General features: G+C 45.2%; 18 protein-coding genes. 16 read left to right on the forward strand and 2 right to left on the reverse strand.

Annotated elements, in window-relative coordinates; translation table 11 throughout:
• The first annotated feature begins 79 nt into the window (after positions 1–79).
• The 8 genes from DN53_RS06130 to DN53_RS06165 all read left to right on the forward strand — a co-directional run bounded on the left by DN53_RS06130 (position 80) and on the right by DN53_RS06165 (position 6,815).
• Positions 80–1,414 carry an alpha-L-fucosidase gene (locus tag DN53_RS06130; RefSeq protein ID WP_129653516.1) on the forward strand — a complete coding sequence of 445 codons (1,335 nt, stop codon included), beginning with the start codon at positions 80–82 and terminating at the stop codon, positions 1,412–1,414.
• 213 nt (positions 1,415–1,627) lie between these two features.
• A complete protein-coding gene (locus tag DN53_RS06135) occupies positions 1,628–1,855 on the forward strand; it encodes a hypothetical protein (protein ID WP_129653517.1) in 228 nt (75 codons plus the stop codon).
• Between the two features lie 590 nt (positions 1,856–2,445).
• Positions 2,446–2,961 carry a rhodanese-like domain-containing protein gene (locus tag DN53_RS06140; protein ID WP_129653518.1) on the forward strand — a complete coding sequence of 172 codons (516 nt, stop codon included), beginning with the start codon at positions 2,446–2,448 and terminating at the stop codon, positions 2,959–2,961.
• Positions 2,951–3,565 (forward strand): TIGR04282 family arsenosugar biosynthesis glycosyltransferase, encoded by a 615-nt coding sequence (locus DN53_RS06145; RefSeq protein ID WP_129653519.1) that lies wholly within the window; start codon positions 2,951–2,953, stop codon positions 3,563–3,565. The genes DN53_RS06140 and DN53_RS06145 overlap by 11 nt, the downstream gene beginning before the upstream one ends.
• The gene (locus DN53_RS06150) at positions 3,562–4,377 is read left to right on the forward strand and encodes a purine-nucleoside phosphorylase (protein ID WP_129653520.1); all 816 of its coding nucleotides are present in this window, start codon (positions 3,562–3,564) and stop codon (positions 4,375–4,377) included. The genes DN53_RS06145 and DN53_RS06150 overlap by 4 nt, the downstream gene beginning before the upstream one ends.
• Positions 4,374–5,339 carry an arsenosugar biosynthesis arsenite methyltransferase ArsM gene (arsM, locus tag DN53_RS06155; protein WP_129653521.1) on the forward strand — a complete coding sequence of 322 codons (966 nt, stop codon included), beginning with the start codon at positions 4,374–4,376 and terminating at the stop codon, positions 5,337–5,339. The genes DN53_RS06150 and arsM overlap by 4 nt, the downstream gene beginning before the upstream one ends.
• A 14-nt stretch (positions 5,340–5,353) precedes the next feature.
• Positions 5,354–6,091 carry a DUF547 domain-containing protein gene (locus DN53_RS06160; protein ID WP_129653522.1) on the forward strand — a complete coding sequence of 246 codons (738 nt, stop codon included), beginning with the start codon at positions 5,354–5,356 and terminating at the stop codon, positions 6,089–6,091.
• Positions 6,081–6,815, forward strand: a complete 735-nt coding sequence (locus DN53_RS06165) for a TIGR04283 family arsenosugar biosynthesis glycosyltransferase (RefSeq protein WP_129653523.1) — start codon at positions 6,081–6,083, stop codon at positions 6,813–6,815. The genes DN53_RS06160 and DN53_RS06165 overlap by 11 nt, the downstream gene beginning before the upstream one ends.
• Here the strand turns inward: DN53_RS06165 and DN53_RS06170 are convergent.
• On the reverse strand, positions 6,788–7,717 hold the full coding sequence (locus DN53_RS06170; RefSeq protein WP_129653524.1) for an N-acetylmuramoyl-L-alanine amidase: 930 nt from the start codon (positions 7,715–7,717) through the stop codon (positions 6,788–6,790). The genes DN53_RS06165 and DN53_RS06170 overlap by 28 nt on opposite strands.
• A gap of 96 nt (positions 7,718–7,813) precedes the next feature.
• A complete protein-coding gene (locus tag DN53_RS06175) occupies positions 7,814–8,833 on the reverse strand; it encodes a glycoside hydrolase family 113 (RefSeq protein ID WP_129653525.1) in 1,020 nt (339 codons plus the stop codon).
• A 134-nt stretch (positions 8,834–8,967) separates the two neighbouring features.
• On the opposite strand from DN53_RS06175, the gene DN53_RS06180 reads away from it, so the two are divergent.
• The 8 genes from DN53_RS06180 (at position 8,968) to argC (ending at position 18,617) form a co-directional block, all read left to right on the forward strand.
• Positions 8,968–10,317, forward strand: a complete 1,350-nt coding sequence (locus DN53_RS06180) for an NAD(P)/FAD-dependent oxidoreductase (RefSeq protein ID WP_129653526.1) — start codon at positions 8,968–8,970, stop codon at positions 10,315–10,317.
• 9 nt (positions 10,318–10,326) lie between these two features.
• Positions 10,327–11,931, forward strand: coding sequence for a 4Fe-4S binding protein (locus DN53_RS06185; RefSeq protein ID WP_129653527.1), 1,605 nt, complete (start codon positions 10,327–10,329; stop codon positions 11,929–11,931).
• Between the two features lie 84 nt (positions 11,932–12,015).
• A complete protein-coding gene (locus tag DN53_RS06190) occupies positions 12,016–12,705 on the forward strand; it encodes a glycosyltransferase family 2 protein (protein ID WP_129653528.1) in 690 nt (229 codons plus the stop codon).
• A gap of 1 nt (position 12,706) precedes the next feature.
• The gene (locus DN53_RS06195) at positions 12,707–14,191 is read left to right on the forward strand and encodes a cellulose synthase family protein (protein ID WP_129653529.1); all 1,485 of its coding nucleotides are present in this window, start codon (positions 12,707–12,709) and stop codon (positions 14,189–14,191) included.
• A 3-nt stretch (positions 14,192–14,194) separates the two neighbouring features.
• A complete protein-coding gene (gene mptB, locus DN53_RS06200; protein WP_129653530.1) occupies positions 14,195–15,547 on the forward strand; it encodes a polyprenol phosphomannose-dependent alpha 1,6 mannosyltransferase MptB in 1,353 nt (450 codons plus the stop codon).
• Between the two features lie 221 nt (positions 15,548–15,768).
• Positions 15,769–16,383 carry a GNAT family N-acetyltransferase gene (locus tag DN53_RS06205; protein WP_116216291.1) on the forward strand — a complete coding sequence of 205 codons (615 nt, stop codon included), beginning with the start codon at positions 15,769–15,771 and terminating at the stop codon, positions 16,381–16,383.
• Between the two features lie 76 nt (positions 16,384–16,459).
• On the forward strand, positions 16,460–17,650 hold the full coding sequence (locus DN53_RS06210; RefSeq protein ID WP_129653531.1) for an argininosuccinate synthase: 1,191 nt from the start codon (positions 16,460–16,462) through the stop codon (positions 17,648–17,650).
• The gene (gene argC / locus DN53_RS06215; protein WP_129653532.1) at positions 17,643–18,617 is read left to right on the forward strand and encodes an N-acetyl-gamma-glutamyl-phosphate reductase; all 975 of its coding nucleotides are present in this window, start codon (positions 17,643–17,645) and stop codon (positions 18,615–18,617) included. The genes DN53_RS06210 and argC overlap by 8 nt, the downstream gene beginning before the upstream one ends.
• Positions 18,618–18,634 lie beyond the last annotated feature (17 nt).

Consider the following 18,634-nt stretch of genomic DNA (forward strand, 5'->3'; position numbering starts at 1 on the left):
GGGGCAACATTGGTATTAGTTTCTTTCGTTTCCTTTCAAGTGCGTATCTTAGCGGCCCATACCAAACCTTAATACCCAAATGAAATACGTTACAACCCGTTTTATCCAGATCTTAGGCTGTATATTGTTGATGCTGCCTGTTTCCCTACACGCCCAAGAAGAAGTCCTTAACCTGAACAAACCGGAAAGGGAAGCTTGGTTTTCCGAGCAAGGTTTTGGCATGTTCATCCACTGGAGTGTGGATGTGGAACTGGGCTCCGTGATTAGCCACTCCCTTGTTGGGGCATCGGAAGATTACACCAAACGCTATTTTGAAGAGCTACCAAAGACCTTCAACCCCAAGGCATTTGACCCCGAAAATTGGGCCAAACTGGCCAAACTGGCCGGGATGCGGTACGTAATGTTCACCACCAAGCACCATAACGGCTTCTGTATGTACGATACCAAGACCACGGACTACAACATCATGAACACGCCCTTTGGGCGGGACGCCACCCGCGAGGTGTTCGATGCGTTCCGAAAAGAAGGCATTGCCATTGGCGTATATTTTTCCCCGGACGATTTTCATTTTTTATATGAGCAGGGCGTTACCATCAGTCGGGTAGATCCCAAAGCCAAGGCTTCCGGCAACCCACAACTCAATGCTTTTGCCAAAAAGCAGTTGCGCGAACTGTTGAAGAACTACGGCAAGGTAGACCTGATCTTTCTGGACGGCATGGAGCAATATGCCGAGACCGAACTGGCCAAGGTAGCCTGGTCCATGGACCCGGACATTGTGGTGACCCGAGGCGTAATGCACACCCCGGAACAGAACACCCCCAACGAACCCATGCCCGCCCCTTGGGAGGCCTGCTACACCATGGGTACCCAATGGCAGTACAAACCCACCAACGAGACCTATAAAAGTGGCAAGGATATTATTGAGCAACTTATTGAGATCAGGGCAAAAGGCGGCAACTGGTTGCTGAACGTGGGTCCAAAACCGGATGGCTCATTGCCCATTGAACAGGAAGAGCGCCTTCGCGAAGTGGCCCTTTGGCAGTTTGTGAACGGGGAGTCCATCCATGAGGTGGAATCTTGGGGCGTGATCCGCGAAGGGAACATCTGGTTCACCAAAAAGAAGAACCAGAATACCGTTTATGCCTTTATTACCAAAGAGGCCATGCCCTTTGGAAAACGGAAGGCGTTTACCCTAAATTCCGTAAAAGCGGGTCCCAATACCAAGATCAGCGTTTTGGGACAGAATGGAAAGGTGTTGGAGTACGCCCCGAACACGGACCCATCACCCAAGATCTTGTCCACGGAAGGGGGCCTTACCATAAGCGTGATGCGATCGCAACGCCTGTACAACGACCAGACGTGGCCCAACCCGGTGGTGGTGAAAATAGAAGGGGTGGAGTTCCAAAATCCGTAGGGAGCAGGAGCGCTTGGCGCCTACCCAAACTCGGGCCAAGTGACTTTAAAGGGCTGTTTTTCACCCGTCCACGTTTTTGAAACTTAGAAAAAAAAGTTAAAACGACTTTTTTCTCTTAAGGTTTTCATAAATACAAAAATCGAATGGCATTATAAGCATAAACTATAAAACAAACCCTTATATTTAGCCAATTCAGATTAATTTTAAACAAAAATGACTCAAGAGTTACTTACAAAGGCCCAAGAGTTTGAAAGCAGACCTCTGAGCCACATGTCTACCAGCGATAGGGTTGAAGCTTCAAGGGAAGCCAAACAACTGATACTTTCCATTAATGAGATCTATAAGAAAACAAAGGATTCCAAATTGATGGATGTCATGAAAAATTTGACCCTAAAAAAGCAGAAGATTGAAAAACGCCTTAAAGGGACCCCTCTAGTGTAGAGCAAGGTTTCCGCAAAGGAAGGAATGGGGCCGTGAGCACGTATGCTTATGGCCCCATTCCTTTTTTATATGGGGCCTTCCCCGCCACAAAACCACATCAACTATTTGATTTTTAGCGACATAAAAATAAAATAGGATCCATTCCCTTCTACGGGCACACATTTAAAAAATGTGGTTTTTTCCATTTACAAAACAATTTGTACCAATTATATCCCATTTACTGCCATAAATAAAATTGTGGATTGACAGGACCATGCTTTTAGTAATTTCGGTGACAGAACATCACAACCGAACACAAACACTATTGCAAAATGAACACTGTAGAAGTAAAACTGGGTTACCTTTTCTGGTATGTTGTCATTGCCATTTCCGTAGTTTCCTTTATCAGCAGTCTGTACAATTATATCAGCTAAGCTATACTAAACACCATTCACGAAAATTCCCAATTAGTAATACCGTAGTCTCTCCAAAGGGTGTCTTTTTTTAGGACGCCCTTTTTTATTGCATCGAGGTCGATTACCTTCTTGACGTTTATCGCTTCACTATGAATCAACATTAGAAAGGAGTATCTTTGATTACATCCAAAATCCATGAAGCGACACCTACATCTTCTCCTTTTTTTGGTCCTCGGCGTGGTTTCCTGTGCACAGTCCATTCCCGATGTGCTTGAAAAGTACAACGACCATACGGTTGAATACATAACGGTGGCGTCACTAGATACCCTGAACACTCCCTTGCTACTGGATGCCCGGGAACGGGAAGAGTTTGAGGTAAGCCATTTGGACCATGCCCTATGGGTGGGTTATTCGGATTTCGATGTGGAAACCGTCCAAAAAATGGTCCCTGACAAAGAAACGCCCCTTGTGGTCTACTGTTCCCTGGGCGTTCGGTCCGAAGAGATTGGGGAGCAACTGGAAAAGGCCGGATATACCAACGTGAAAAATCTATATGGGGGCATTTTTGAATGGAAAAACCAAGGCCATCCCGTTTATGACCAAAATCAACAGCAGACCGAAAAAGTACATGCTTTTAGTAAGTATTGGGGACGCTTTTTGACCAATGCCGATAAAGTATATACCTCCAAAACCAAGACCAATGGGCAATAGCCTCCTGTTGATTTTCACCCGAAACCCGGAACTGGGCAAGTGCAAGACCCGCTTGGCAGCCAAGGTGGGGGATACGGCCGCACTTCGCATTTACGAATTCCTGCTCCAACATACCGTTTCGTTCACCAAAAACCTGGCTGTTGAAAAATGGGTTTTCTACTCGGAGGACATTTGGGAAAACGATATTTGGGACAACTACACCTACACAAAAAAGGTACAGCAAGGTCCTGATCTGGGAATGCGTATGCTGAATGCTTTTGAACAAGGGTTCAAGGCAGGCTTTGAAAAAATCATTATTATTGGGAGTGATATGTTCCAACTGTCCCAAACCGATATGGAAGAGGCTTTTTCCAGATTGGACGACCATGATGTGGTCTTGGGGCCGGCAGAAGACGGGGGGTACTATCTTCTGGGGATGACGGCCTTGAAAAAGGAAGTCTTCCAGAACAAAACATGGGGAACGGACACGGTGCTGTCCAACACCCTGCAGGATTTAAGATCCGAATCGGTTTTTATGCTCCCGGAAAAGAATGATGTAGATCACTACGAAGACATTAAGGATATAGAGGCGTTTCAGCCTTTTTTAAAACATATGAAAGAATGACCCAAACACAACTTGACGAATCCGTCGATTACCTCAACAAACGGGGCTTTGAAGCCCCGGAAATTGGCATTGTCCTGGGCACCGGCCTTGGACAGTTGGTAGACAACATTGAAGACCCTGTTGAGGCCCATTACAACCACATTCCCCATTTTCCATTGGCTACCGTGGAGTTCCATTCAGGGAAACTGATCTACGGGACCATCTCCGGAAAAAAAGTGGTGGTCATGCAAGGGCGGTTCCACCTCTATGAAGGGTATGATTTTGTGGATGTCACCTATCCCATCCGCGTCATGCACCAACTGGGCATAAAAAAACTGTTCGTGTCCAACGCGGCAGGGGCCATCAACCTCAACTTCAAAAAAGGCGATATGATGCTCATTGAGGACCATATCAACCTACAAGGAGGGTCTCCCCTGGCTTTTAAAGGGGTTTCCGGATTTGGGGAACGCTTTGTGGATATGAGCGAGCCTTATGATGTGGACATGCGCAAAAAAATTGAGCACATCGCCCAGAAAAATGGGATATCACTTCAGAAAGGGGTCTATGCCTCCGTGGTAGGTCCACAATTGGAAACCAAGGCCGAATACCGCATGTTGAAGATACTGGGAGCCGATGCCGTTGGAATGAGCACCGTACCCGAAGTAATTGTTGCCAATCATTTACGACTACCCATTGTAGCGGTTTCCGTCTTGACCGATGAATGCGACCCTGACAATCTTCAACCCGTTGATATTCAGGAAATAATAGCCATTGCCAACAAGACCGAACCCAAAATGATACAACTGTTTAAAGAATTGATACTGGAAATATGAGTTACTTAGATGCCACCCAAGACCTCTACAAAGAGGCTGCACTGACCCCGGATGTTGGACTTTGCTGTACCACCAACCCCATTTGGCAGTTCCCCGGACTGTCCATTCCCAAGATTATGCAGGAGATGAACTACGGATGCGGAAGTACCGTTTCCGCGCAAGATTTGGTGAACGACCCCAAGATTCTCTACGTAGGCGTAGGGGGTGGAATGGAACTGCTGCAGTTCTCCTATTTTTCCAGACAAAAAGGCGGCGTCATTGGAGTGGACTCCGTGGATGAAATGCTGGAGGCTTCCCGAAAAAACTTCAAGGTGGCCGAATCGGAAAATGATTGGTTCAAAAGTGAGTTTGTAGATCTCGTAAAAGGAGATGCATTAAACTTGCACGTTGCCGATGAAAGTATTGACGTTGCAGCGCAAAACTGTCTGTTCAACATCTTTAAAATGGAGGACTTGAAAAAGGCCGTTGCCGAAATGTACCGGGTCCTTAAACCCCATGGTCGTTTGGTTATGAGCGACCCTATCTGCGAACAGCCCATGAACGATGAATTACGAAATGATGACAGGCTTCGTGCGCAATGCCTCAGTGGCAGCATCCCTTTGAAGGATTATGTAAAAGTGTTGACCGATGCCGGTTTTGGTACCATTGAAATTAGAGGACGAAGATCTTACAGGGTACTCTCGCCCAACCACTACCCCACTGATGAGCTCATCCATATTGAATCCATTGAAATAGCGGCCATAAAAGATCCCATGCCAGAAGATGGACCCTGCATGTTCACCGGAAAAACGGCCATTTATTATGGGGACCAAGAATATTTTGACGATGGCAAAGGGCATGTGCTCCTCCAGAACCAACCCTTGGCGGTATGTGATAAAACCGCGGCAGCCCTGGGCAGCGCATCAGATGAAATCCATATCAGTGAAAGTACCTGGCACTATAACGGTGGCGGGTGCTGTTAAGATGATTGTGGGCCATGAACAGTGTTTTGCACATCGTTTTCGGGTTGATTCTGATTTGTTGCGGCGGAAAGAACGTAAAAATTGAGCATCAAGAAACCTCAATCCTGCCATCACACACCCTTTGGAATACTTTGGCACAACAGTATGTGGATCAAGATGGGAATGTGGATTACAGTGGACTGAAAAAAGAGGTGTCCCGATTGGATGCGTATTTGGAGGACCTTTCCACAAATCCACCGGCTACATCTTGGTCCAAGAACCAAAAATTGGCCTATTACATCAACCTGTACAATGCGGGTACGGTTAAACTGATCGTGGACCATTACCCAGTGGAAAGCATCAAGGACATTCCCAACCGCTGGGACAAGGAATGGGTCAAGGTGGGGAGCGATGTTCTATCCTTAAATGACATTGAGCACAAGATCCTTCGGAAAATGAACGAAGCCCGCATCCATTTTGCCATCAATTGCGCATCTTACTCCTGTCCAAAATTGCTCAATTCCGCCTTTACCGCTGAGGACATGGAAGCCCAACTTCACCAAGCGGCTTTGGATTTTATCAATGACCCCAAACGAAACCGCTTTGAAGGCAATACCGCTTACTTATCCAAAATTTTCAAGTGGTACAAGGGCGATTTCACGGAAAAAGAATCGCTTCGGGAGTACATCAACCCTTATGTAAATCGTTCACTTCCCGAAGATGTTAAAATAGACTACTTGGACTATGATTGGAGCTTGAACGATGCCCGTTAAGCCCCTGTCCATAAGCATCATTATCCCTGTGCTCAATGAAGAGCGCCATCTTGGAGCTTTGCTCCAATTTATCCGGCAGTCATCCTCACCCGATCTGGTTCGGGAAATTATCTGCGTGGATGGGGGCAGCTCGGACCACACCGTGGACATTGCAAAAAAACATGGTGCAAGGGTAGTGCATTCGGAAAAAGGACGGGCCAAACAGATGAACCTTGGGGCCCAACATGCGCAAAGTGATGTGCTTTACTTTTTGCATGCGGATACCTTTCCTCCCAAGGACTTCGACCAATTGATCTTGAACGCGATTAAAAACGGCCATAAAACTGGGTGTTTTCGGATGAAATTTGACACCCAAAATCCATTTTTACAATGCTGTGCCTGGTTTTCCCGTATCAACCATATCCTGTGCAGGGGCGGAGATCAATCCCTTTTTATAAAATCGAGTCTTTTTGAAAAGATGGGTGGATTCAATGAAACCTATACAATTTATGAGGATACCGAGCTTATCCAAAGGTTGTACCGCCATACCCGTTTCCAGGTATTGCCCCATGACGTAGTTACCTCTGCAAGAAAATACAATGAAGTGGGATGGCTGCGGCTGCAGTTTCATTTTGCCATGATCCATCTAAAGCATTTCACTGGGGCAGGGCCCGAAGAATTATATCGCTACTATACCGAACACATCACGACCAAGGTTCATTCCTCAATCTCCAAGTCGGCATAATCATTCATAATGCCATTGGTAAGGAGGTTGGCAAACCGTTTTCGGTCCAACTGCACCGCAATTTTTTCGTTTGATTTTTTCGTCGTGTTCTCCAAAGTGATAAGGCTAATGGCAGGAAGAATGTTTCGTGCCAAATAAAGACTGCTCTTATCATCAAAGATCATATCCACATCCTTGTAGGTATGATTGGACACACTGTTCTCCTTAAAAACATTTTGGATGTTATTGGCAAAACGTTGCCCCAACTCACTTTTGTTGTAATGGTATACCGCCACATCCATGTTGTTCCCTGCATTGACGCCCGTTGCCCGTATCACCAACACTCTTTGGTACTTTCCACTATTCTGAATGTATCTTTTGTTTATGGCCGCAATGTAATTCCCCATCTTCTCCATTTGGGTCAGAGGTTTGTCTGAACCAATGGCGTCAGTGGTTTCTTGTCCCAAAACATAGACTTGGGCACCGTGAACCATCAAATCAGCCGCCAAATTTTCCGTAACTTCCTTAGCGTAGGTATCCGTATGCTCCGCATTTTCGACAATCAGGTAATACACTGCATTTTTCAAGGTCTCGCTCTTCAGGGACATCTGACCCAACTCAGTATCAAAAATTGGGGCCTCCACGCCATCTTGGGTCTGTACCGTAACCCCTGTGTTCTTAAAGGAATCCTTGGCCCTTGGCACTTCATAACCAACCCCTACCTGCAACTGGGTTCCATTTTTTATTTTTTCAGAATTCAATTCAAGGAACTCGCCATAGTGCTTCGCGGGGTCCAACCCCTGCTTTCTCAAAAGCGAGAAAATCCCGTCACCCTGTTCGGCAACTACCGTATAATGGTCCTCTTGCGCCAAAATAACAGAGCAAGCACAGACCCCTAAAAAAAGGGTTTGCAGTAATCTCATTATTATATTTTTTTTGGGGAGGGTGCTCTACAAATATGGCAAAAAAATAGCTATGCTCGTGCCTGATTATGGGAAAATTCTTAACAATTCCTTTCCTTAACCTTGGGGCCTCAATTTCTTAATCCGGGCGTAGTGTTTTCGTATCACCGATTCTGCAGGTTTGTTCTGGGGTGTAAATCTGTTGTCGGCATGCCCCCCTGCCCTCTCATGATGTATAAACCATTTCCAGACAAAGCCCCCGGCAAACCAATCCTCATCCCAAAACTCATCAAAAATCATTTGGGTGGCCGCTGCTTGGGCTTCCAGATTCACCTCCATTTGGTTCCGGTCCACCAACCAGGGTTTCTTCCCGGTATAATCCATACTCCTGTATCCAAACTCCGTAAAAAGGATGGGTTTTTCAAACTCTTCGGACAGCGCCTTCAATTGTTCTTTCCAAGGCTGCCAACCCTTTCGCAATTGCTCCTGGGAAGGCTCCCGATCCTCAGACAATGGAAAATACGCATCCACTCCAATAAAATCCAACTGGTCCCAAAACGGGGTACGCGTATATTCGTCCCAATTGGCCGCATAGGTTAGTTTGCCCTTATAGATCTTTTTCACTTTTAGAATCAAATCTTGCCAAAACTCGGGCCGGTTCTTTACAAACTCCTCCAGTTCGGTACCAATACAATACATATCACATTGTGCTTCCTGGGCCAGTTGGGCATACGCCAGAATGAATTTGGCATACGCATTCTCCAAAGCCTGCCAGTCCTCCTCGGACTGCATGACCATATTCCCTGTAAACTCTCCACGCCAAATCCATATTTGGGGCTTCAACATTACCTTGATCCCATTATGGTGCAACATATCTATGTATTGCTTGGCCCCGCGCTTGGTCTCTCCATACCATTGGCGCTCCGTATCAAAAACCAACTCGGGAGATTGCACATCCCTTATAAAACCAAAGGGCATTACCGCTGCATAATTGGCATGGATATCCAGAACAGGGTTCACATGGTCCTGCAATACTTCTTCGCGAGATCCCACAAAACTAATCCCATTGATTTTCTCCTGCTTTTGCCCACTACAGGAAAAAAGGATAAGGCACCATAAAAATGTAAATCGCACCATAATTTTGAAATGTACTTCCCTAAAATAATCCATTATTGGTTAGGTTCCTGTTAATTAAAACCTTTCTAAATTAACCCAAAGGGTTAAGTTCCTATCTTTAAAAACGACACAATAGCCACAATCAATCTAATCCTATGGAGAACATTGTCATTATTGGGAATGGGATAGCCGGCGTCACGGCAGCGCGGCATATCCGCAAACTATCCAATAAGCGCATCATCATCATTTCTGCGGAAACCGACCATTTCTTTTCCAGAACGGCCCTCATGTATGTGTATATGGGCCATATGAAGTTCGAGCACATTCAACCCTATGAAGATTGGTTTTGGGAAAAGAATCGGATAGAATTGGTACGGGGCTACGTTACCCATATCAATCCAGAAGAAAAGAAACTCACCATAGACAACGTAAGCTCCCTACATTATGATAAGCTCATCATTGCCACAGGCTCCAAACCCAATAAATTTGGTTGGCCCGGACAGGACCTTCACGGAGCCCAGGGCCTGTATTCCAAGCAAGACTTAGATCTTTTGGAAGTGAATGCGCCCAACAAGGAAGCTTGTAAAAGGGCTGTGATCGTGGGCGGGGGATTGATCGGTATTGAATTGGCAGAAATGCTCCAAAGTAGGGATATTCCCGTTACCTTTTTGGTACGCGAGACCAGTTTTTGGAACGGGGTGCTGCCTTCCGGAGAATCCCAAATGATCAACGAACATATCTTGGAGCACCATATTGATTTACGATTGGGCACCAACCTCAAAGAAATTGTCTCGGATGAAAATGGACGGGTAAAGTCCGTGATCATTGCCGACACCAATGAAGAAATCCCATGCAATTTGGTGGGCCTTACCGCGGGGGTCACGCCCAATATTGATTTCCTAAAAGACTCCGGCATTGAACTGGGACGCGGTGTCAAGGTGAACCGTTTCCTCGAAACCAACATCAAAGATATTTATGCCATTGGCGATTGTGCCGAGCAACATGAGGCCATTGGCAACCGCAGACCCATTGAAGCGGTTTGGTACACCGGTCGTATGATGGGCGAAACCTTGGCCCAGACCATATGCGGGAACCGGATGGCCTATAATCCCGGTCACTGGTTCAACTCCGCCAAGTTTTTGGACATTGAGTACCAAACTTATGGCTGGGTATTTTCCGAGCGGAGAAAGGAAGCCCATGAAATGCATTTCCACTGGCGACATCCAGAGGAAAAAATCTGTATCACGGTTGCCTTTCACCAAGATTCCAAGCAGTTTTTGGGCATCAATACCTTTGGTATCCGAATGCGGCATGAGCTATTTGACCGTTGGCTCAATGAAGAGCGTACCGTGGATTTTGTCCTGGAACACTTGGCCGATGCCAATTTCGACCCAGAATTCTATAGAAAATATGAAGTTGATATTGTTTCCAAGTACAATGTTGATTTCGGAACCTCCATCAAACCCAAAAAGAAAAGTTTAAAACGCATATTCCAAATTGCCTAAGCCCATAGTATGAGCACGTACGACAGAAGTATGGCCCTTACCGGCCAACCGCCTAAAACTATTACCCAGAACCAAAAATTGGCCACCGTGGTGGGAATGTTCGGTTTGGCCGTGATGCTATTGGCCTCCTTTAATGTCTCCTTCCCCAACAAGACACTCTGGTTGACCATTTCGTTATCCGCGCTGTTCTCGGGTATCCTCTGGTTTTCATGGGAAGCCTATTCCCAAAAACTTCCTGGTATTAAGAATGATGGGGTTTGGTTCAAATCCATTTCCAGTAAAGGGCTTTGGGGCTGGATAGCGGGAATTGCCCTCACTGGATTTTATATCATACTTTATTTTTATCCAGAATATTTGGGGTTGGTCAGTAAAGGCGACAACAAAGGGGTCATTGCCCTGTTCGACCCCCTCAGCAAGGCCTTGAGCGGGAACCCGGCCAGCCAATGGTTTGTGTATGGAACCCTATACACGGTGGCCATTTTGGCCTTTGGGGTGAAGTTTTTGTGGAAATATCGTCACAATCGCTACGAACGCTTACGAACGTTCAGTGTGATGCTCTTTCAAACCGCCTTTGCCTTTATCATTCCAGAATTGATGGCCCGTTTGAACGGTGATAAACTATTAAATGGTGGCAGTCTGCCCTACTACGACCTTAAAAATGTCTGGCCCCTCAATTACTATAATTTTGAAGGGTATCGCATCAAAGGATTTTTAAGTTCTGGGGATATTGGCTTTGCCCTGTTGATTTTTGGCATTCTTTCCATCTTTGTGATTACGCCCATCCTCACCTACAAATACGGGAAACGTTGGTACTGTTCCTGGGTCTGCGGATGTGGTGGATTGGCCGAAACTGCCGGGGATTCCTTCCGACAACTCAGCGACAAATCTGTAAAGGCATGGCGAATTGAACGATGGGTGGTACACAGCGTAGTGGTTTTTGTGACCCTCATGACCACTGCAGTCATCTACTCCTATTTGGGAACGGACACAAACAAATATTGGCTTACCAAAAGCACCTTTTTAATAGGTGTAGCTACCTTATTGACCTTGGTCTTTGGTTGGGTAATGCTCTTCAAAAGGGAGCAGCTTCAAAAAGATGCACAATATGGGGCCATTGGTTATTTTGTCATTATTATGGCCTTGATCGGATTCCATTTTTTTAGTGGGGAGGGACATGTGTTCCTGTTCAAATCCGAAACCCTCCGTAAATCCTATTCCTTTTTGATCGGCAGTATTTTTTCCGGAGTGATCGGAACCGGGTTTTACCCCATTTTTGGAAACCGGGTCTGGTGTAGATTTGGCTGTCCCATGGCCGCCATACTGGGTTTTCAACAACGCTTGTTCTCCCGTTTCCGCATCACCACCAACGGAGGCCAATGCATATCCTGCGGAAACTGCTCCACCTATTGCGAAATGGGAATTGATGTCCGTGCCTATGCCCAGAAAGGGGAGAACATTGTCCGTTCCAGCTGTGTGGGATGTGGCATCTGCTCAGCGGTCTGCCCAAGAGGGGTGCTAAAATTGGAAAATGGTCCACAGAAAGGGCGTATTGACAGCAACCAAGTGTTGTTGGGGAACGACGTTGACCTCATGGACTTGGTGAACCAAAAATAATTTCCATTGGATTATATCCATCAAGTCAAAAATCGGTGGAATAGTGTAGTTTTGGCAACCTCAAGATAAATCCAAAGAATGCCTATGGCCAACATCAAGGTGATCATTCCCGCAATCAATGAAGGAGATTCCATAGGCAAGGTGGTTTCCGAATTGCCGAAACATGTTTCTGAAATCATTGTGGTGGACAATGGATCTATCGACAATACCATAGTAAATGCCCAAAAAGCTGGGGCCACCGTTATCACCGAAACCCGCAAAGGATATGGCTCTGCCTGCCTAAAAGGAATAGATTACATATCCAAACAATCCAAAGCACCCGATATCATCGTATTTATTGATGGAGACTACTCTGATTATCCAGAAGAGCTGGATATCGTAGTTGCCCCAATTCTGGAGAATAATATTGATTTTGTGGTAGGTGCGCGAAAAAAAGCGCTTCGGGAGCCAGGTTCCATGACCCCGCAACAGGTTTTTGGCAATGGGTTGGCCACTTTTTTAATGCGATTGTTATTTAAGTCCAGATTTACGGATTTGGGTCCTTTTAGGGCAATTAAATACGAAAAACTCAAAGAATTGGGGATGCAGGACACGACTTATGGATGGACCGTGGAAATGCAGCTAAAAATTTTGAGAAAAAAAATGACATATATCGAAGTACCAGTACGTTACAAACAACGAATAGGCGTGTCAAAAGTTTCAGGAACGGTAAAAGGTACTATATTTGCAGGCATAAAAATCTTGGGTTGGATCTTTAAATACAGCATAAAATAACATGGGACTTACTATCGCTCTTATCATCATTGCCATTTATAGTACCGCCTTGATTTTGATTTTCTTCTACAGCTTGGCCCAATTGAATCTCTTGATCAATTACCTCGGCTACAAAAAAAGAAACGAAGAGGCCCCAAAGTTCAACCTGCTAGATCCAAAGGAAATTCCCTTTGTTACCATACAGCTACCCATCTACAACGAAGAATACGTAATGGAGCGCTTGTTGGACAACATTGCCAAAATAGAATACCCCAAAAGCAAGCTGGAAATTCAAGTCTTGGACGATTCCACCGATGACTCGGTCATTGAAACCGCAAAACGCATAGAGGAACTCCAAAAAACCGGATTGGACATCCAACATATCCGAAGGGAAAACCGAAAAGGCTATAAGGCCGGTGCCTTAAAAGAAGGTTTGGCCATAGCCAAAGGAGAGTTCATTGCCATTTTTGATGCGGACTTCCTTCCAGAAAGCGACTGGCTCAAAAAAACCGTTCCCTACTTTAAGGATGAGGAAATCGGTGTGGTACAGACCCGTTGGGGGCATATCAACCGTGATTATTCTACCCTTACCCGTATCCAGGCCTTTGCTTTGGATGCACACTTTACCTTGGAACAAGTGGGACGAAACTCCAAAGGACATTTCATCAATTTTAACGGTACCGCGGGCATCTGGAGAAAACAGTGCATTTTGGATGCCGGCAACTGGGAAGGTGACACCTTGACCGAGGATTTGGATCTTAGCTACCGTGCCCAATTGAAAAACTGGAAGTTCAAATATTTGGAGGATGTTGAGACCCCTGCCGAGCTTCCCGTAGTGATCAGTGCTGCACGTTCGCAACAGTTCCGTTGGAACAAAGGTGGCGCGGAAAACTTCAGAAAAACAGTCTGGAGCGTGATCACTGCCAAAAATATTTCTTTTAAAACCAAATTCCATGGGGTCATGCACCTGTTGAACAGTTCCATGTTCCTCTGCGTGTTCATCGTTGCCCTATTGAGCATCCCCATGCTGTACATCAAAAACATGTATGGGCATTTGGGTTGGATCTTTGAGGTGACCAGTTTCTTTATCGTCAGTACCATTATCCTGTTTGTCTGCTATTGGTTCACCTACAAGAGTATCCAAGGCAGTAGCTTTGATAATTTTGTGGACTACATCAAACTCTTTTTCACCTTCTTTTCGGTAGCATTGGGCTTCTCTTTGCACAACACGGTTGCCGTTTTGGAAGGGCATTTGGGCAAGCGCAGTGAATTTGTGCGTACGCCCAAGTTCAACATCAACAACCTTACCGATACATGGAAGGGCAACAAATATTTGGCCAAGAAACTATCGCCCAACATGATTTTGGAATTTGCCCTAATGGTCTATTTCCTGTTTGGCATGTACAGCGCCATCCCATTGAATGATTATGGACTTTTCCCATTCCATTTGATGTTGTTCCTAGGCTTTGGCTTTGTATTCTTCAAATCATTGACCTCCAAGGCATAAGCCATGCTATCTTACTGGCGTCTGCATAAATACCCGATACTCCTTGTCATCGGGAGTATGTTGTTCTATGCCAGTTTCGCCTATGACCTGCATCGTACCGACTATATAAAACTGCTGACCCTCTTCTGCGGGCTGTTCTTTTTCTGCTACAAGATCATCCAATTTGAAAAATGGAACTTTAAGTTCCTTTTGGTGGCGGGAATTCTTTTTAGGTTGATTTTCTTTATTGCCGAACCCAATCTTTCCCAAGATTTCTACCGGTTCATTTGGGATGGGGAGCTTATCAAAAATGGCATTAACCCCTATTTGCATACCCCGAACCAGCTTATGGAGCAATCCAACTTCAGCATTGCAAATGCAGATGAACTTTATGCTGGCATGGGAAGCATTCACGCCAAACATTATAGCAATTACCCCCCGGTAAACCAACTTTTCTTTGCCTTGGCATCCATTTTGGGCGGTGGCAGCATGCTCGGCTCCATCATTGCCCTACGTTTGATCAGTATTTTGGGCGATTTGGGTGCCCTCTATTTTGGGAGGAAACTACTCCAAAAGCTCAACAGGCCAGGTCACATGGCTTTCTGGTATTTTCTGAATCCATTGGTCATTATTGAGCTTACTGGAAACCTTCACTTTGAAGGCACCATGCTCTTCTTCTTTCTGTGGGCCCTATACCTGTTTTCTTGCAACAAATGGTGGTGGGCAGCTCCGCTGTACGCCATCTCCATAATGGTGAAATTGGTCCCCATACTCTTCTTGCCCATTTTGTTGAAATACTTGGGGCTCAAAAAAAGTGCAACCTTCTATGTTTTGGTGGGGTTGGGTTGCATAGTATTGCTCCTTCCCTTTTACTCCCCATCTTTTCTAGAAAATTATTCCGATACTGTTGGACTATGGTTTTCCAATTTTGAATTCAATGCCGGAATCTACAACGGAATCAAAAAAATAGCGGTGCATTTTTATGAGGCAAAACCTTGGGAGTTAATCAAATCATACGGTACAGTGGTTATCAAAATAATGGCCATTGTTATCCTTCTGCTCACGTTCCTTAGGAAAAACCAAAACCTACAGACCCTAATAACCTCCATACTACTTGCGCTTTCCTTGTATTACTTTATGTCCAGCACGGTGCATCCTTGGTATATTGTATTTCTTTTGGGCATTGCAATCCTCACCGAATACCGCTTTCCTCTGGTGTGGTCTTTTGCCATTGTACTGAGCTATCAGGCTTATTCCAACCCCGATTACAAGGAGAATCTTTGGTTATTGGCTTTTGAATACATTCTGGTGATGGGCATTTTTATTTATGAAATGACAACTAAAGGTTCAAAAAAGTTATATTTCCCTAAAAATTAAATCGGTTTTTAGGTCAATTGGAATTAATTCGTACTTTTAACCCCGAAATGAAAGGACAACAATACATAGCAAACACGTTGAGCATCCCTGCTCCAGTACGTCCATTTTCTCCCCGCCGTCGCCCGTAAGGGTGCAGCATGATTTATGGAAATAGGTGAGTCCATTTCCGCAAAAACAACCAACATCTTTCACTAATTTTTTTATCAGTTTAAACGCTTGCAATGGAAATTGTAGTTGCTAACGAATCACATTTTAAATACGCTCCTATCATAAGTGATACCATTACGGAATCTGCCAAGGTCAGAGGTACCGGTATTGCCAGACGTACCCCAGAGTACATCATGAAGCGCTTACAAAATGGGAACGCGATAATTGCCCTGGACGGAGACAAGTTCGCAGGGTTCTGTTATATAGAGGTATGGGGCAACAAGGACTTTGTGGCCAACTCTGGATTGATCGTACATCCAGATTACCGAAACCAAGGATTGGCCAAGGAAATTAAAAAAGCCATTTTTGACCTGTCCCGAAAAAAATTCCCCGAAGCAAAAATATTTGGCATCACCACAGGGTTGGCCGTGATGAAAATGAATTATGAACTGGGTTATAAACCCGTTACATTTTCTGAGCTGACCGATGACCCTGAATTTTGGAAAGGCTGTCAGACCTGTAAGAATTTTGACATTCTTACCCGCACAGAACAAAAAATGTGCCTGTGCACCGGCATGCTGTACGATCCAAATTCCAAAAAACCGGAAACCAAAAAATGGAACGAAAAGGCCTTTCAAAGATTGAAAAAAATCAAAGAAGCCCTCTTCCTAAAAAAGAAACAAAAATAAATGTCAGTTCGAGCGCAGTCGAGAATGGTATACTTTCCACTGCCTTCGTAACATCAATTAATAGAAGAAATACAACATGAAAAAATTAGTTTTGGCCTATAGCGGTGGATTGGACACCTCATATTGCGCAAAATATCTTTCACAGGACCAAGGTTTTGAAGTACACGCCGTAAGTGTGAACACAGGTGGCTTCAGCAAGGAAGAAATCAAGGAAATCGAGGAGAAGGCCCTGGCCCTTGGCGCAAGTTCCTATACCTCCATCAACGCCATTGCCACATTTTATGAAAAAGTGGTCAAGTACCTCATCTTCGGAAATGTCCTTAAGAACAATACCTATCCCCTTTCGGTAAGTGCGGAACGGATTGTACAGGCCATCGAAATTGTAAACCATGCCAAAAAAGTAGGGGCACAATATATTGCCCATGGTAGTACCGGTGCCGGAAACGATCAAGTGCGATTTGATATGATCTTTCAAATTTTGGCCCCTGAGATTGAAATCATCACTCCGATCAGGGATAAAAAATTGGCCCGGGAAGAGGAAATCAACTACCTACAACAAAATGGTATTGATTATTCTTGGCAAAAGGCAAAATACTCCATCAACCGAGGTTTATGGGGAACTTCCGTGGGAGGCGAGGAAACCTTGACATCCCATTTGCCCCTCCCGGATAGCGCCTACCCCAGTCAACTGGAAAAAGAGCTGGCCAAAGAACTAAAATTAACCTTTAATAAAGGAGAGCTTGTGGCTTTGGATGGGGAAAAGGATACTCCCGTGGCCAATATTGAAAAGCTTTCGGCCATTGCATCCAAATATGCCATTGGCAGGGACATCCACGTGGGTGATACCATTATTGGCATCAAGGGGCGGGTTGGTTTTGAGGCGGCCGCACCTTTGATTATCATCAAAGCGCACCATCTTTTGGAAAAACACACCTTGAGCAAATGGCAACAATACCAAAAAGAGCAATTGGGCAATTTTTATGGCATGTTGTTGCATGAAGGAAACTATTTGGATGAAGTGATGCGAAACATCGAAGCGTTCTTGACAGATACCCAAAAGAATGTATCCGGCGACGTTTTTGTCACGCTTCACCCATACCGATTTGAACTCAACGGAATTGCTTCAGACCATGACCTTATGAACGCTTCCTTTGGAAGTTATGGGGAAATGAACAAGGGCTGGACGGCCGATGATGCCAAAGGATTCATTAAAATTTTATCCAATTCCGGTAAAATTGCGAACCACGTAAACCAAAACAATGATTAAAGCAGGCATCATAGGCGGGTCCGGATACACTGGTGGGGAACTTATCCGAATCCTATTGAACCATCCCCAAGCCGAAATTGACTTTGTGTTCAGCACCACTAGGGCCGGAAAACCCATTGCCTCGGCCCATCAAGACCTTTTGGGACTGACGGATTTGGCCTTTACCGGCGAGGTGAATCCAAATGTGGATGTGGTTTTTCTATGCCTTGGACATGGCAATTCCACCTCTTTTTTACAGGAGAACACCTTTTCAAAAGACACCAAGATCATAGACCTCAGCAACGACTTTAGGCTAAAGGCCGATGCCCATTTTAATGGAAAAGAGTTTGTGTACGGACTTCCCGAACTGAACAAGGAGGCCATAATATCCGCTGACGCCATTGCCAATCCTGGATGTTTTGCCACTGCGATCCAATTGGGATTGTTGCCCTTGGCCAAAGCAGGGCTGTTGAAAAATGAGGTGCACATCAATGCCGTAACGGGAAGTACCGGTGCAGGGGTAGGGTTATCGTCCACCTCCCATTTTAGCTGGAGAAACAACAATGTATCCTGGTACAAACCCTTTTCGCACCAACATTTGGGGGAAATTGGGGAGAGCCTGGACTCCTACGGAAATCCTGTGGGTAAACTCTTGTTCTTGCCAAACCGCGGAAACTTCACAAGGGGAATATTGGCCACGGCCTATACCGCCTTTGACGGAAGTTTGGAAGACGCCAAAGCCTTGTTCAAAGCATTTTATGCAGGCGCGGTTTTCACGCATGTCTCCGATGAACCCATCCACCTAAAGCAAGTGGTGAATACCAATCAGTGTCATATCCACCTGCACCAGCATGAGGATTTGATCCTGATCACTTCTGCCATCGACAATTTATTGAAAGGCGCATCCGGTCAGGCAGTGCAAAATATGAACCTGATGTTCGGTTTCCCAGAAACCGAAGGTCTATTGTTAAAAGCAGGAGTATTTTAAAAGTAATTTTGGTCGAG

The sequence above is a fragment of the Flagellimonas olearia genome (assembly GCF_004150225.1).
GTDB lineage: Bacteria > Bacteroidota > Bacteroidia > Flavobacteriales > Flavobacteriaceae > Flagellimonas > Flagellimonas olearia.